The sequence below is a fragment of the Mucilaginibacter sp. genome, from assembly GCF_039925265.1.
In the GTDB taxonomy this organism is placed as follows: Bacteria; Bacteroidota; Bacteroidia; order Sphingobacteriales; family Sphingobacteriaceae; genus Mucilaginibacter.
Genome location: NZ_JBDSZG010000064.1, coordinates 40,187 through 54,993, shown reverse-complemented (window position 1 = coordinate 54,993; position 14,807 = coordinate 40,187). Strand labels below are relative to the sequence as shown.

Here is a 14,807-nt window from a genome sequence, read left to right as displayed (position 1 = left end):
TAGCAAGTCTATCCAAAACTCCTTCATTAAATACCTCTGAATTAAGCTTTTGTAGTAATTGGCTCAATTTTGATGTTTCGATTCTTGCGCTAAAAACATTTTTTCGGGCTTAAGTTGACGGCTATGCTCCCCGAGGAGGGAATAGAAAAAAGCACAAAAAAATAGCGATGGATTTTAAACCCATCGCTATTCTTATTTTCAGAAGTTCCCCCTTCAGGGGGCGGAGGGGGCCTATATCTTCCCCTTCAAACTGTCCTGTTTAGCCTTTTCTTTCTTTTTGAAGAAACCTTTCAGTAAAAAATTATGCTGTACAGCTTCCAAATCATCATTTAGTTTGATGGAACTTTGCTGCAGGGTGTTGATAGTGCTTTGTACTTTTTTGGCACCTACGGGGTCGTTTAGTAAAACACCCAAAATGTTATCGGTGCTGTTGAGCTTGTTGCTGGCTTTGTTCAGGTTATCGGTAAGTATGGTGGCGTTGTTAGCCGCTTCCTTTAGTTTGGCGACAGATTCCTGTATGCGGGCGTAGGCCACGGTATCAGTCAGTAATTTATCGGCAAAACCACCCTTCGTATTCATTTTATTACTGAAGGCGTCCAGCTGAGTTGCCATTCTTGATGCGGTGGCGGTAGTGGCCTGCAGGTTGCGCATGGCGGCGCGTAATTGCATGGCCATGGTGCTATCAGCTAATAAAGCGCCAACCGTTCCTTTACCGGCCAATATCTGGTGGCCAAGGGTTTTAAAATCGGTAGTGATGGCCAGCAGGTTCTCGTTATTCTTCTGCAGGGTGGCCATAATATCATCGGTAGATAGCAGTTTCGCTGCCTGCAGTACATCGCCATCCTGCACAATAGGGGCCTGCGGGCTGCCGCCATCAATTACAATGATCTTGTTACCTATCAAACCGTCGCTGCTGATATGCGCCAGCGCGTTGCGGTGTATGTATTGCTGTGTGGCAGCATCAATGGCCATATCCACATCTACCTGCGCGCCGCCGGTAAACTTTACGGCTTTAATAGTGCCGACTTTTACGCCTGAGAACCAAACGTTATTCCCTTTTTTTAAGCCCGCAACATCGCTGAATATCGCGCTTATCTTAATGCTTTTTACAAAGCTTTTATTCTGGCCACCCAGTGTAAGTATACCTACTACAAATACTGCTACGCCGAGCAGTACGAATATACCTACTATAATTGATTTCTTGTTTTCTGCTGCATCCATTTTGCTATGGGGTAATATTATTCTGTAAAATTATAATCGTAAAAAGGTTTCACCCTTACATCGTCAGTTTTAAATACTTCATCAAAAGTGCCCACCCGCTGAAACTGCCCGTCTAACAACATGGCTACCCGGTCGCCGGTTTGTTTGGCGCAGGTCAAATCGTGGGTAATGATGATGGATGAGGTGTTGTAATTTTTTTGTACCTCGTTTATCAGGTCGTTTATTTCGATGCAGGTGATGGGGTCCAAACCGGCGGTAGGCTCATCATACATCATAATTTCGGGGTTGAGGATGAGCGTACGGGCAATACCGATACGCTTGCGCTGCCCACCCGAAAGTTCCGAAGGCATCTGATTTATAGTTTGCGAAAGACCTACTGCATCCAGTACGCTTTCCACGTTTTTATCTATCTCGGCCCGGGTAATGCCTTTGCGGTTACGCACCAACGGGAACTCCAGGTTTTTGCGCACCGTCATACTATCGTATAATGCGCTGTTCTGAAATGAAAAACCAATCCGAATGCGCAACGCTTCCAACTCGCGCTGGCTAATGGCGGCTACATCGTTACCCAAAACTTCAATGCTGCCTGCATCAGGCCTTAATAAACCCGAGATCAATTTGATCAGTACCGATTTACCGGTACCCGAGCGGCCCAGCACCACCAGGTTCTCGCCCTGGAAAAGGTCAAGGTCTATCCCACGCAGTACGTCATAATCGCCAAAGGATTTCTCCAGTCCGCGAATTTTAACCACTTCGTTGCTCGTATCGATTTTTGCCTTTTGTTTTTGCATATTGCTCTTAGCGGAACCAGCCGGCTATTTGTACAATTAAAACTTCTTCAATAAATACCAAAAACATAGCGGTTACAACAGCGCCGTTAGCTGCTTTACCTACGCCTTCGGTACCCTTGTCGGCATTAAAGCCCTGGTAGCAGCCCACTATACCAATAGTGAAGCCAAAAACAATGGCTTTTGATAATGATGCCCAAAAATCTACAAAGGTAAGCGGCTCAAAGGCCTGCTCCATAAAAGTGGTATAAGTAGTGCCCTCGTTAGCGCTTACATTTAAATAACCGCCCAATAAAGCGATGAAAGCAACATACGTGGCCAGCAATGGTATAGTAATAGTGGTAGCAATAACGCGGGTACACACTAAAAATTTAAAAGGTTTGGTGCCCGATACCTCCATAGCGTCTATCTGCTCGGTAACCCGCATGGATCCTAACTCGGCACCGATGCTGCTGCCGACCTTACCCGCGGCAATAAGCGCGGTAACCAGGGGCGCAAGGGCCTTCATAATAGCGATGGATACCAACGAGGGCAACCATGAGGTTGCTCCGAAGCCTGTTAGCGACGGGCGGCTTTGCTTGGTGAAGATAACCCCCACAATAAACCCGGTTAATGTAATGAGGGTAAATGAGCGCACACCAGTTTCGTAGCATTGGCGCACAATTTCTTTGAGATCGTAAGGTGGCATTAAAACTTCCTTAAAAAAGCGGAGCACAAAAGCATACACTCTATACAGCATCAGGAAGAAATTGCTAAAACTATCCTTAGCCCTGGAGAGGCGGGACGGCATTGGCTTTGTTGTACTTTTTATGGTATTCATTTAAGCGGGCAAAGGTATAACTAATACAAGATATAGAATAGGTAAGGGCGCAAAATGTTTTAGCCGGGGAGTGATTATTACACATGGTAGACTATTCAAAATATAAGCCTATAGCCAGTGGTTGTAACCGGCTGTAAATTTGAAATAAAAGTACAATATCTGCAAGAGCGAAATTTGGGGAGTTAAAAAAGTCTGGAGAGTTGCAATTGGCGGCGTGGATAGGTAGGCTGCCGGACGACGCAAACTCGAATAAAGGCTCGAAAAAAGTGCTTAAGGCGCGAATTATGCCCAAAAAAGTGATAAAAGTATAAAAAGATGCAATTTTTCAACACTAAAAAACGCTTTTTTGCTATGATTTCATGGTGATTTTTAGTGATTCGGAGATAATATGATATTATTGTGTTAAATTCGTATTATACTTTCATTGTAAACTGCAACTCTAATTAGCCATGTCAAATAACGTAATGCGTGAGATAACCCCGCTCACCCCAAGCGATTGTTTTACCATTTTTAGCCGGGTGAAAACCAGGTTTGATTTCCCCCTGCATTACCACGAGGAGTATGAGTTGAACCTCATTATCAACGCGAAAGGCGCAAAACGGGTGGTTGGCGGCAGTATTGAAGTGATAGATGAGTTGGAGCTGGTACTCATCGGCCCAAACCTGTACCATGCCTGGTTTACCCACCAGGCTAAAAGCGAGGCCATTACCGAGGTAACCATCCAGTTTCATAAAGATCTGTTCGACGATAAATTCCTCCGTCGTAACCAGTTGAGCTTTGTAAAAGCCATGCTGGACAGAGCCCAGCGCGGCATCGCTTTCCCGCCCGAAACGATAATGGCCATTAAGGACAGGCTGCAATCGCTGGATAAGAAAAATGGCTTTGATTCGGTGCTGGAGCTGCTCAGTATCCTGCACGATCTTTCTATCAGCCGTAATATGAAAGCTTTATCTGATGCCAGTTTCACCAACGAAAAATTCAACTACAACAGCCGCCGCATAGAAAAGGTGTTCGAATACATGAACATCAACTACAACAAGCAGGTAACCCTTGCCGAAGTTGCCAAAATAGCCAACATGCCCGATGCTTCCTTTAGCCGCTTTATTAAAAAACGCACCGGCAAAACCTTCATCGATAGCCTGAACGAGATCCGCCTTGGTCACGCCTCCCGCATGTTGATAGAGAGCACTACTACGGTAGCCGAGATAGCCTATAAATGCGGCTTTAATAATATCTCCAACTTCAACCGCATCTTCAAACGCAAGAAATTCTGTATCCCAAAAGAGTTCAGGGAAACCTATACAGGTAACCGGGTATTTATTTAATTTGAAGATGTGTTGATTTGAAGATTTGAAAATGTGGGTTAATGCTGCATTTTTGGGGATGACATGTCGTGTTAAATCAATACTTGGTTAAAATAGTATTAGAGTTGGGTGGTATAACCATCTAATTTTGCTTTTAACCAATTGCCGTCGGCGTTTTGTGTGCTTTATTTTCAAATTGCCAACTTAACAAATCTTCAAATTAAAAGAATGAGATTGTCCCTGATAGATATTTCCATCATCGTATTGTACCTCCTCAGCACCATATTTATCGGGCTTTGGTATCGCAAAAAAGCCCGCGAAAACAAGGACAGCTATATGCTGGGTGGCAAATCGCTGCCCTGGTATAAGCTTGGTTTAAGCGATGCTTCGGATATGTTTGATATCAGCGGCACCATGTGGATGGTGAGCCTGTGCTTTGTTTACGGGATGAAAAGTATCTGGATCCCATGGCTTTGGCCGGTATTTAACCAGGTTTTTTTGATGATGTACCTCTCGCGCTGGCTGCGCCGTTCCAACGCTACCACCGGCGCCGAATGGCTGGCAACACGCTTTGGTAAAACAGGGGCGGGCGTAACCAGCTCACACTTAGTGGTTATTGCATTTGCACTGTTGAGTTGCCTTGGCTTTATGGCTTACGGCTTTATCGGGCTTGGTAAATTTATCGAGATCTTTATCCCCTGGGACCTTATCAAAGGCTATGTGCCCTTTAATGTTGCGCCACAGTATGTACCTCACGTTTACGGTATTATCTTTACGCTGTTTGCCATGTTCTACTCCATTTTGGGTGGAATGCACAGCATCGTAACCGGCGATATCGTAAAATACGCCATCATGACGGTTGCCTGTATCTGGATAGGGTTCATCGCTGCAGAGCAACTTGCCAGTCATAAATTAAATGTGCCAAATGGCTGGTACACACCGTTTTTCGGAAAACATTTGGGGCTGGATTGGTCGAACGTTATTAAAGAAGTGAACGTGAAGATCAAAAGCGATGGTTACTCGCTGTTCGCGTATTTCTTTATGATGATGACCTTTAAAGGCTTTTTCGCTGCCCTGGCAGGCCCTGCGCCAAACTACGATATGCAAAAGATCCTGAGCACCCGCTCGCCCGAAGAAGCCAGCAAGATGAACGGCTTTGTAAGCGTTATTTTATTGCCTATCCGTTATACACTCATCATTAGCCTAACCGCTTTAGGATTAATATATTATCACCAAATGAACCTCGCCGATGGCGCAGGCGGCATCGATTTTGAGCGCATTTTACCCGCGGTTATCAATAATTTTTTACCTGTAGGGCTGGTGGGTTTGCTGCTTGCCGGGCTGCTGGGCGCATTTATGAGCACCTTTAGCGGCACCATGAATGCAGCGCAGGCGTACATTGTTAATGATATCTACATCAAATATGTAAACCCGGAGGCCTCTACCAAAAAGATCATCGGTATGAATTACCTGGTGGGCGTGGTAGTGGTAGCGTTGGGCGTTTTCCTTGGCTTTTTTGTGAAGGACATTAACAGCGTATTGCAATGGATAGTATCTGCCTTGTATGGTGGCTATATTGCAGCCAACGTGCTTAAATGGCATTGGTGGCGCTTTAATGCCAATGGCTTTTTCTGGGGGATGCTTACCGGTATTTTGGCTGCGATGGCATCTTCTGTACTGGTTACTTATGGATATATCCCGGATGGTCAATTGCTTTACTGGTTCCCGGTTTTGTTCCTGTTCTCGCTGGCGGGTTCCATCATCGGCTCATACGCTACGCCTGCTACAGACATGGCCGTGCTGCAATCCTTTTACACCAACGTACGACCCTGGGGGTTTTGGGAGCCTGTAAAACAGCTGGCCCTGCAAAACGACCCATCTTTTCAGCCTAATAAAAACTTTAAATTAAACATGTTCAACGTGGTAATTGGCACTATTGCCCAATGCTGCCTAACCATACTGCCCATGTACCTGGTGCTGGGGCAAAAATCGCCATTGCTGGTTACCATAGCCATTTTGGCGGTAATGATGCTGATCCTCAAGAAAACCTGGTGGAATAAACTAAAAGAATATTAATACACTATATGACCCCTACCTTTAAAAACAGGCTGGCGCAGCTGCAAACTGCGTATCAGCAACTGATAGATACGCCTAACGAGATCGACGGACCGGGCAACGGCATTTTCGACCGATATAAAAACCCGGTGCTTACCGCCGCGCACGCCCCAATAAGCTGGAAATATGATCTGAACCCCGAAACCAACCCCTACCTAATGGAGCGTTTTGGCATTAATGCGGCGTTTAACGCCGGCGCCATCAAATTCAACGGTAAATACCTGATGGTGGTGAGGGTAGAAGGTGCCGACCGCAAATCCTTCTTCGCGGTAGCAGAAAGCCCTAACGGAACGAGTGATTTTACATTTTGGGAGAACCCGGTTACCATGCCCGAGACCGATGAACCTGATACCAACCTGTACGATATGCGCTTAACCGCGCACGAAGATGGCTGGATCTACGGCCTCTTCTGTACCGAAAGGCGCGACCCGGCCGCCCCGGCACATGACCAAAGTATGGCCATAGCCGCCTGTGGCATTGCCCGCACCAAAGATCTGCTTGCCTGGGACCGCCTTGCCGACCTCAAAACCAACTCTCCGCAGCAACGCAACGTGGTGCTACACCCAGAGTTTGTGGATGGTAAATACGCGCTTTACACCCGTCCGCAGGATGGCTTTATCAGTGCGGGTAAAGGTGGCGGCATCGGTTTCGGGCTTTGTGAAAGCATGGAAAATGCTGTGGTGAATGAGGAAACCATTATCGACAATAAACAATACCATACCGTTTACGAGGCCAAGAACGGGCAGGGCCCAACCCCTCTAAAAACCGGAAAAGGCTGGCTGCATCTGGCACATGGCGTACGTAACACCGCTGCCGGCTTGCGCTATACCTTATATATGTTTATGACGGATCTGAACGATCTGACCAAAGTACTATATAAACCCGCAGGTTACTTTTTAGCCCCCGAAGGTGCCGAACGCATTGGCGATGTAAGTAACGTAGCATTTTGTAATGGGTGGATAAAAGACGAGGATGGCAGCGTGTTTATTTACTATGCATCATCGGATACGCGGATGCATGTGGCAACCACTACGGTGGATAAACTGCTGGATTATGTGATGAACACCCCGGCGGATGGCCTGCGCTCGGCTGCTTCGGTAAATACGCTGAACACCATCATCAACAATAATAAAAGCCTTAAAGAACTGGTTTAGTAAGGATGAGCGAGATACTTAAGGCCTATAAGGCGGAACTGAGCGAAGAACTGGAGAACATCCTGAACTATTGGGTAGATAATACCATCGACGAAGCTGACCGAGGATTTTTCGGTAAAATAGATAATGATAACGAGGTTATCCCCGGCTCGCCAAAGGGTTCGGTGCTGAATGCGAGGATTCTGTGGAGTTTCTCTGCGGCTTATAATCAAACCCAAAACGCGCTTTATTTGGGCGTGGCTACCATTGCCTACCTTTATATCATCGATCATTTTATTGATGATGAGCACGGTGGCGTTTACTGGACGGTAGACCACCAAGGCAAGCCCTTAGATACTAAAAAGCAGGTGTACGCATCTGCTTTTACCATTTACGCGCTCAGCGAATACTACAAGGCAACCAGCGATGAAGCTGTATTGGCCGAAGCAAAAAAGCTCTATTATTTATTGGTTGATAAAAGCTACGATGCCGAACACACCGGCTACCTGGAAGCCTTTACCCGCGAATGGGCACCCCTAACCGACCTGCGCCTGAGCGCCAAAGATGCCAACGAGAAAAAGAGCATGAACACCCACCTCCACGTACTGGAGGCCTATACCACGCTCTACACCATATGGCCGAATAAAGGTTTGAAGCAGCAGATAGAAACCCTGCTGCATAACTTTATCGATCATATCATCGATAGTAAAACCCACCATCTTGTTTTGTTTTTTGACGAGGAATGGAGCGCCAAATCTGACACCGTTTCTTATGGGCACGATATAGAAGCAACCTGGCTTTTGCTGGAGGCTGCAGAAGCTATCCATCATGAGAAACTGATAGCAAAGATAAAAGCCATCTGCATATCGGTTTCCGAAGCAACCCTCGAAGGATTGGATAAGGACGGTGGGTTGTGGTACGAATATGAACCATCAAGCGATCACCTCATCAAAGAAAAACACTGGTGGCCGCAAGCAGAAGCGATGGTAGGCTTTTACAATACTTACCAACTCACCGGCGATGAAAAATGGCTGAAGCTATCCATCAATAGCTGGGAATTTGTAAAACAGCACATCCTCGATAAAAAGAACGGCGAATGGTTTTGGGGCATCTATGCGGATAGCAGCGTAATGACCACCGAAGATAAAGCCGGCCTCTGGAAATGCCCATACCACAACAGCAGGGCCTGTTTGGAAGTGATGAGGAGAATAGCTGTCTGAAACTCGAATTTTAAAGAATTGTTGGAATGGACAGAAGTCCTATCACCACCGAAATAAATTCCGAAAATTCTTTAATTCTTAAAATTCGAGTTCAGACAATGAGCAAGATTTGGAACCTGTCGCGCTATTACCTTTCTAAAACTTTTCTCCCCACCCGCATGTTTATCATAAGCACCTACAACAAAACTTATGAACGCGTACCAACAAAAATGGATAGATGTATTGGCCGCCGCTAATTTACAGGGTTGGAAAATTGAACCTATCGGCGAGGACATCCATGTAGAAATGCCCCATATTGTCGACCTGAAACTGATCAGGGATAACCTGCCCGAAACTTTAGCGGCTATTTCCTTAGATATCAGCGTGCCTAAAGAGCGGCTGAAATTTCAGTTTCATAACGGGTACGAAAACTTTGAATATGTGCTGAATCCCGGCGAGGCGGATCTGACGAAGGCTTAAATTTTCGCCTTGGTAGATACGATGGTGACGCAAATCCCCATTACCGCTATCAGCGTGAACGATGCCCGCAACGTAGCCAATCCTGCGATGAAGCCGATGATAGGTGGCCCTACCAGGAAGCCCATAAAGCCAAGGGTAGATACGGCTGCGAGTGCCACACCAGGTGCCATTGTTTTTGATTTTCCTGCCGCGCTGTAAACCATCGGGACAACTGAGGATACACCCGCGCCAACCAATAAAAATCCGGCTAAGGCGCTATAAAAGTAGGGGAAGATAACCGCTATGAGCAAACCGGCTGCGGTGAGTAGTCCGCTGATCTGCATGGTGCGTTTTAAGCCGAAACGGTGGGCAAATTTATCGGCAACAAAGCGGCCGAGGGCCATGGTAGCCATGAATGCTGTGAACCCGGCACCTATCCAGTCGGTTGGGGCAAGTACAACTTTTTTGAAGTAAATAACACTCCAATCGAACATGGCGCCTTCGCATATCAGCGAACAAAAGGCAATAACACCAAGTTTAATGAGCGAATTATCGGGCATTACAAATACCGGCCCGGTGTTAACTACTTTATCGTTTTTTAAATAGGGGATGGTGATGATCACCACTATAACGATGAGGGCCAGCATAAACGCGAAATGTTTCCAGGGCACCACCTGCATGTGCATCATAAAAACACCAATAAGCCCGCCGGTGAAACCCGCAAGGCTCCAAAGCCCGTGGAAAGACGCTAAAATGGGCCGGCCATACATCCCTTCGGCAGCTACTGCCTGGGTGTTTACAGAGATATTTACCGAGTTGCTGGCAAAACCAAAAACAACGAGGCAAATGATGAGTTGGAGCGTATTTTGGGCAAGCCCGAGCGTAACCAACGCGCAGCTATAAACAATAAGCGCTGCGATCAGCAAATTTCGGCTGCCTATTTTGGTAATAACCCAGCCGGAAAAAGGCAGGGAACACATTAAGCCAACAGGCAGGGCAAATAATACGCCGCCCAATTGTGCTTCGGATAAGTCAAGCGTTTGCTGGATGGTGGCTATGCGCGATGTCCAGCTGGCAAAGCAAAGCCCTGTCATGAAAAACATGGCGGCAACGGCTACCCGGAAAACGGTGCGTGAGTGATTGTATGGTGATATAGCGGCTTCCAAATAAATAAATTCTTCTTAGTGTAATTATTACACTAAGTTGCGAAATGTATTTCAAATATAAAACTTTGCGGTAAATTATTACAATATGATTATCTGCCTGTGGAGCTAAAAGGAAGCTTACATAAATTTAATCAATTGTAAATCAACCTGTTAATTTGTGATGCTGAACGAACCGCTTATTGCTCCAGCCGGGGAACCCGTTTTATCATTCATTTGCCCGGTAAACGTGCCTTTTACTGTTCCGTTAAAGCCATTGGCAGATGTAAGGGTAGTAAATACGATGGTGCCCTCGCCCACAAGATCTGTCCCTACAGCTATGAGTCCGTCAGGGAAAGTGCCGGCAACTGCGGTTGGGGCAATAATACTAAACAAATTCGCCGGCTCTGTGCCACCTATTATTTGGGTGCTTCCCTCGGGTACAACGCCGGGGGCTATCACCTGGAAAACAATATGGCTCTCTATCCTGGTTGTTTTACCGGCAAAGGTGTAACTGATAAAATTGCTTCCGGAGCCACCTCCCCCCGTACCACCTCCAACAGTGCCGTCCGGGTATATAGGTTGGTCGATTTTACAACCCGGGATAACGAGCGTAGTGAAAATGATAAGCGTTAATAGGCAGCAATAAATCCTCTTCATGGCACTGGTAGTTTAGATCAGGTAACTCCATAAATATAAATATTTGCCAACTAAAATACCAGCTATAAAAAGGGTTATTTTAACAATCCCCATCCGGCCCGCAAACGGGTCCGTCAATCACATCAAATTTTGGCTTTGCCTGTTCATCGTTCCACTCGCCATAGGCTTTTTCCAGCGTTTCGGTAAACACGGGTACGACCTGCGCGCCGGATACCGCGTACTTGCCATTCATCACAAAAAAAGGTACACCGCGGATGCCCAGGTATTCGGCTTCGGCTATATCGTGTTTTACGTCGTCGGTGTAGTCGTCGCTGTTTAATACGGCGATTATTTCGTCCCTGTCGAGGCCAATTTCTTCGCCAAGGTCGGCAAGTATATCGGTATCATCGGTATTTTTACCGAGGGTGAAATATGCTTTAAAAAGCGCTTCCTCTGCAGCATCGCCCAAGCCTTTGCTTTTGGCAAAATGGCTAAAACGGTGAGCTTTTAAGCTGTTGGCCACAACTGCCCGGTCGAAATCATAGGCCAACCCAACTTCGGCAGCCATTTGGGTTACCTGGGCGTTCATTTGCTGCGCGTACTCCAAAGTCCAGCCTTTTATATCGGCCAGGTATTGGCTTATGTTCACCGATGGGTCGGTTTTCATCTGCGGGTTAAGCTGAAAGCTCTTCCATTCTATTTCCACTTTGTCTTTACCCTCAAACTGCTGCAAAGCATCCTCAAAACGGCGTTTGCCTATGTAACAGAACGGGCACATCACATCACTCCAGATCTCAACTTTCATAACCTTATATTTTAAAACAAAGGTAACCGATGCAGCGAATGCCCGGGTAAGCCCAAAGTCAAAAAAATAAGCTAAAACGCTCGCCTGTTTATTTTTAGCACGGTATTGACGGCTAACTTATTTTTTATACTTTAGTATTTCACAACCTGGTTAACCAATACTGTTATAAGCCCTTTACTGACAAAATGAACACTAAGACTAAACCTTTGCTTTTTTGGGCTGGCATTGTATTGCTTATTTTACCCGGTTTGCTGCATGCTTACCTGCTGATGCCTTTCCCCGGCAGCCAGGATATCAATGCCATCACCATTTGTTATTACCTCGAAAAGATAGTTTTACCCCTGCGTATTTTAGGAGCGGTATTTATTGTAGCCTACCTTTTCATCTACCTTTCAAAAGATTCCCGCAACAATAAAATCATCAAGTTAAGCATACTTGCCCTGTGCCTCGGCAGTTTTTACTTTACCGATTATATGTTTAAGGCCGAGGTAATGTTTAAAGAAACCCAAAAGGCAAGGTTTGCCAACGGGCTAAAAAATAAGGTGCCGCAAAGCTACCTGGTAATTGGTGTAGTGCATAACGGCGTTGCCAAGGCTTACCCTATTATTTACCTGGGCTACCATCATAAAGTGCAGGATAGCCTGGGCGGTAAGCCTGTTTTAGTTACCTATTGCACCATGTGCCGCACCGGCCGTGTGTACGACCCGGTTATTAAAGGCACCGAACAAACTTTCCGGCTGGTAGGGGCAAGGCATTATAACGCCATTATGGAAGATGAAACATCCGGCTCGTGGTGGTACCAGGCAACCGGTATTGCCGCAGTAGGCCCAATGAAGGGTTCGCATTTGGAGGAACTGCCATACGAGCAAATGACGCTTGGCTCCTGGCTGGCCAAATACCCTGCATCGCAAATTATGCAGCCAGACCGAACCTATATGGATGACTATATCGACCTGAAAGATTACGACCATAAACAGGCGGTAGAAAAAGACAGCAGCCTGAAAAACAAAGATTCGCTGGTGCGCAAAAGCTGGATGATAGGCATCATTGCCAACGGAAAACCGAAAGCATACGATTGGCGCCAGCTGGTGAAAAAGCAGGTATTGAATGATAACCTCAATGGCATCCCGCTGATCATCGCCATTGAAGAGGATCAGCAGAGTTTTCATACCTGGAGCAGTATGGTTGATGGTAAGCAACTCCATTTTATTATGGATAAAGAAAATTGCCTGTCCGACGAAGAAAGCTCGTCCATTTGGGATTGGACGGGTACCTGTATCTCTGGCCCGCACAAAGGCAAGCAGCTCAATAAGATCCAGGCCTACCAGGAATACTGGCGCTCCTGGAAACAATTCCACCCGGGTACAGATCTTTGGAAAGGGGTGTAGATGTGCAGATTGGTTAGATGTGCGGATGTGCAAATAAAAATGCGTCATTGCGAGGTACGAAGCAATCGCCGACTTGTCGTGTGTAGAGATTGCTTCGTGCCTTTACAGCAATGACGCGTGGGAAAAAAGCTACTTCTTCGTCGTATCCCGATCTGCCAGCTCCATGCCACATTTGGAGCAGGTGCCGGGCTTATCCGAGGTAATGTCGGGGTGCATGGTGCAATAATATTTACCTTTTGGTTTCTCGGCTTCGGTTGCTTTGGCGTCCTTTTTTGGAGCGGTGTTACAAGCGGATAAGGCCAGCAGGCCTGTTAATGCGAATAATACAAAACGGATCTTCATAATTAGTTATTTGTTTTTGATAAAAGCGGCAAAGCCGAATAAGGAAACTACCAGCACACCCAGCGCGGCCAGCATACTCACCACATCGCGAATGTTTTTGCCCGCCCAGCTCATGCCGAAATATTTGTGTAAAAATATAAAGGAAAACCCTTCCGCGCGGTCTATCCCTGCAACTTTTGTTGCCAGGGCCGATGTGGTGGTTTCGATGTACCAATCCTCGCCGCCGGGGTATGCTACTTTTTGCACCGGCAGGCGCTTGTTAATAAAGCCATATTCGTTATCAAACTGGCGTATTGGGCTAATGTTTAGCTTACCCTTAGTCTGTTTAATGCCTAAGGGCGCTTCCCGGTAAAAGCATGTCAAAAAAATCGCGTACAGTTTATCACCATCAGCTAATTCCTGTCCGTTTGCTGCATCGAAATAAAGCACCTCTTTTTTATTGGTGCTTACCTGGTAATAAGTTTTTCCGTAGAAGTTTACTATGCCGGTTTTGAGCACGGTGCTATCGGCCAGGGGCAGTTGTAAATTTGATACCACCAGATCCTTCGTATGAATCAGTTGGCTATATTTCTTATCCCCCGGGCCGATGTTGTGTAGCTTTACGATGATATGGAAAGCCCCGCTGACGATAAAAGTGAGCATCACAAACGAAACGATGAGTCCTATTTGCCGGTGAAAACGGTGTACAAAGCGGGTATCTACTTTCCCGGCCCGTTTGCGGTTTTGCTGTGCTGCTTTAAATTTCTCCCAAAAAACCCCATAAATGGTTAGGCCGCTAAGTAAGGATAAAAACATAATACTGACGATAATCAGTAACACAGTAAGCCGGAACTGCTCGCCTCCTATTGCCGCTAAAAATTGCCAGGTGTGCAGTTGCTCAAAAAATACCAGCATGGCCTTGCGGGTGTTGTTATGGAAAGTGCCCATGCGGCTTTGCGTGGTTTCTATGTACACATCCATGCCGTCCGGCCTGTCGAAGTTTACCTTCCAAACGGGCAGCAGGTGGTTAATGGGCTGGTAATGGCCATCGAAGGTTTTTTGCAGGGTAGCGCTTTTAATGCGCGATACGGTGTCCTGTGTGAAATAACGGGCTAAATATTTGGCGTAAGTTTGGTCACCATTTTTCAACTGTTCACCACTATTGGCCGCGTAATAGTTTACAATGCTATCCTCGCCCAAAACCTGGTAAAAGGTTTGCCCCTCCAAACTGATGAGCCCGAAATTGCGGAACCGGGTGATGCCATTTTTGATCAGGACCTCCTGTACTGGCATGCCCGGTTTCATGGTGCTTTGCGGTGCGGATCTGAATACTTCCTGCGCAATGCCGGGCCTGAACCAGTTGGACATGAACGGGTGGGAGAGCCCGCTCAGCGTCCAGAAGATCACCGGTACCAGGGCGGTTAAACCCAGGATGCGGTGCCATTTATAAAAATTTTGTTTTGCTGTTGCCAT

The 14,807-nt window shown here is 46.5% G+C and carries 14 protein-coding genes; 6 read left to right on the top strand and 8 right to left on the bottom strand.

Translation table 11 applies throughout. The features are described from left to right. Positions 1 to 231: 231 nt before the first annotated feature. From ABIX36_RS26625 to ABIX36_RS26615, 3 genes are read right to left on the bottom strand one after another with little or no spacing between them, the layout of a single operon-like run. The gene (locus ABIX36_RS26625; protein WP_348085208.1) at positions 232 to 1,221 is read right to left on the bottom strand and encodes an MlaD family protein; all 990 of its coding nucleotides are present in this window, start codon (positions 1,219 to 1,221) and stop codon (positions 232 to 234) included. Positions 1,222 to 1,238: 17 nt separating this feature from the next. Then, positions 1,239 to 2,012: an ATP-binding cassette domain-containing protein gene (locus ABIX36_RS26620; RefSeq protein ID WP_348085207.1), complete on the bottom strand. Its 774-nt coding sequence runs from the start codon at positions 2,010 to 2,012 to the stop codon at positions 1,239 to 1,241. Between the two features lie 7 nt (positions 2,013 to 2,019). After that, positions 2,020 to 2,748, bottom strand: a complete 729-nt coding sequence (locus ABIX36_RS26615) for an ABC transporter permease (protein WP_348085209.1) — start codon at positions 2,746 to 2,748, stop codon at positions 2,020 to 2,022. Between the two features lie 530 nt (positions 2,749 to 3,278). Between ABIX36_RS26615 and ABIX36_RS26610 the strand changes: the two genes are divergently transcribed. The 5 genes from ABIX36_RS26610 to ABIX36_RS26590 all read left to right on the top strand — a co-directional run bounded on the left by ABIX36_RS26610 (position 3,279) and on the right by ABIX36_RS26590 (position 9,060). Continuing rightward, complete coding sequence (locus ABIX36_RS26610; RefSeq protein ID WP_348085206.1) at positions 3,279 to 4,154, top strand: AraC family transcriptional regulator; 876 nt, start codon at positions 3,279 to 3,281, stop codon at positions 4,152 to 4,154. 207 nt (positions 4,155 to 4,361) lie between these two features. Beyond that, positions 4,362 to 6,209, top strand: coding sequence for a sodium:solute symporter family protein (locus ABIX36_RS26605; RefSeq protein WP_348085205.1), 1,848 nt, complete (start codon positions 4,362 to 4,364; stop codon positions 6,207 to 6,209). Between the two features lie 8 nt (positions 6,210 to 6,217). Beyond that, positions 6,218 to 7,402, top strand: coding sequence for a glycosidase (locus ABIX36_RS26600; protein ID WP_348085204.1), 1,185 nt, complete (start codon positions 6,218 to 6,220; stop codon positions 7,400 to 7,402). A 5-nt stretch (positions 7,403 to 7,407) separates the two neighbouring features. Next, a complete protein-coding gene (locus ABIX36_RS26595) occupies positions 7,408 to 8,601 on the top strand; it encodes an AGE family epimerase/isomerase (RefSeq protein ID WP_348085203.1) in 1,194 nt (397 codons plus the stop codon). A 189-nt stretch (positions 8,602 to 8,790) separates the two neighbouring features. Beyond that, positions 8,791 to 9,060 (top strand): hypothetical protein, encoded by a 270-nt coding sequence (locus ABIX36_RS26590; RefSeq protein WP_348085202.1) that lies wholly within the window; start codon positions 8,791 to 8,793, stop codon positions 9,058 to 9,060. Here the strand turns inward: ABIX36_RS26590 and ABIX36_RS26585 are convergent. The 3 genes from ABIX36_RS26585 to ABIX36_RS26575 all read right to left on the bottom strand — a co-directional run bounded on the left by ABIX36_RS26585 (position 9,057) and on the right by ABIX36_RS26575 (position 11,625). Continuing rightward, a complete protein-coding gene (locus tag ABIX36_RS26585) occupies positions 9,057 to 10,205 on the bottom strand; it encodes an MFS transporter (protein WP_348085201.1) in 1,149 nt (382 codons plus the stop codon). The genes ABIX36_RS26590 and ABIX36_RS26585 overlap by 4 nt on opposite strands. 150 nt (positions 10,206 to 10,355) lie before the next feature. Then, the gene (locus ABIX36_RS26580) at positions 10,356 to 10,841 is read right to left on the bottom strand and encodes a hypothetical protein (RefSeq protein ID WP_348085200.1); all 486 of its coding nucleotides are present in this window, start codon (positions 10,839 to 10,841) and stop codon (positions 10,356 to 10,358) included. A gap of 79 nt (positions 10,842 to 10,920) precedes the next feature. Beyond that, the gene (locus ABIX36_RS26575; protein WP_348085199.1) at positions 10,921 to 11,625 is read right to left on the bottom strand and encodes a DsbA family oxidoreductase; all 705 of its coding nucleotides are present in this window, start codon (positions 11,623 to 11,625) and stop codon (positions 10,921 to 10,923) included. A 185-nt stretch (positions 11,626 to 11,810) separates the two neighbouring features. Between ABIX36_RS26575 and ABIX36_RS26570 the strand changes: the two genes are divergently transcribed. After that, positions 11,811 to 13,013 carry a DUF3179 domain-containing (seleno)protein gene (locus tag ABIX36_RS26570; RefSeq protein WP_348085198.1) on the top strand — a complete coding sequence of 401 codons (1,203 nt, stop codon included), beginning with the start codon at positions 11,811 to 11,813 and terminating at the stop codon, positions 13,011 to 13,013. Positions 13,014 to 13,142: 129 nt separating this feature from the next. On the opposite strand, the gene ABIX36_RS26565 is transcribed toward ABIX36_RS26570, so the two are convergent. Continuing rightward, positions 13,143 to 13,355: a heavy metal-binding domain-containing protein gene (locus ABIX36_RS26565; RefSeq protein ID WP_348085197.1), complete on the bottom strand. Its 213-nt coding sequence runs from the start codon at positions 13,353 to 13,355 to the stop codon at positions 13,143 to 13,145. Positions 13,356 to 13,361: 6 nt separating this feature from the next. Then, positions 13,362 to 14,807, bottom strand: a complete 1,446-nt coding sequence (locus ABIX36_RS26560; RefSeq protein WP_348085196.1) for a PepSY domain-containing protein — start codon at positions 14,805 to 14,807, stop codon at positions 13,362 to 13,364.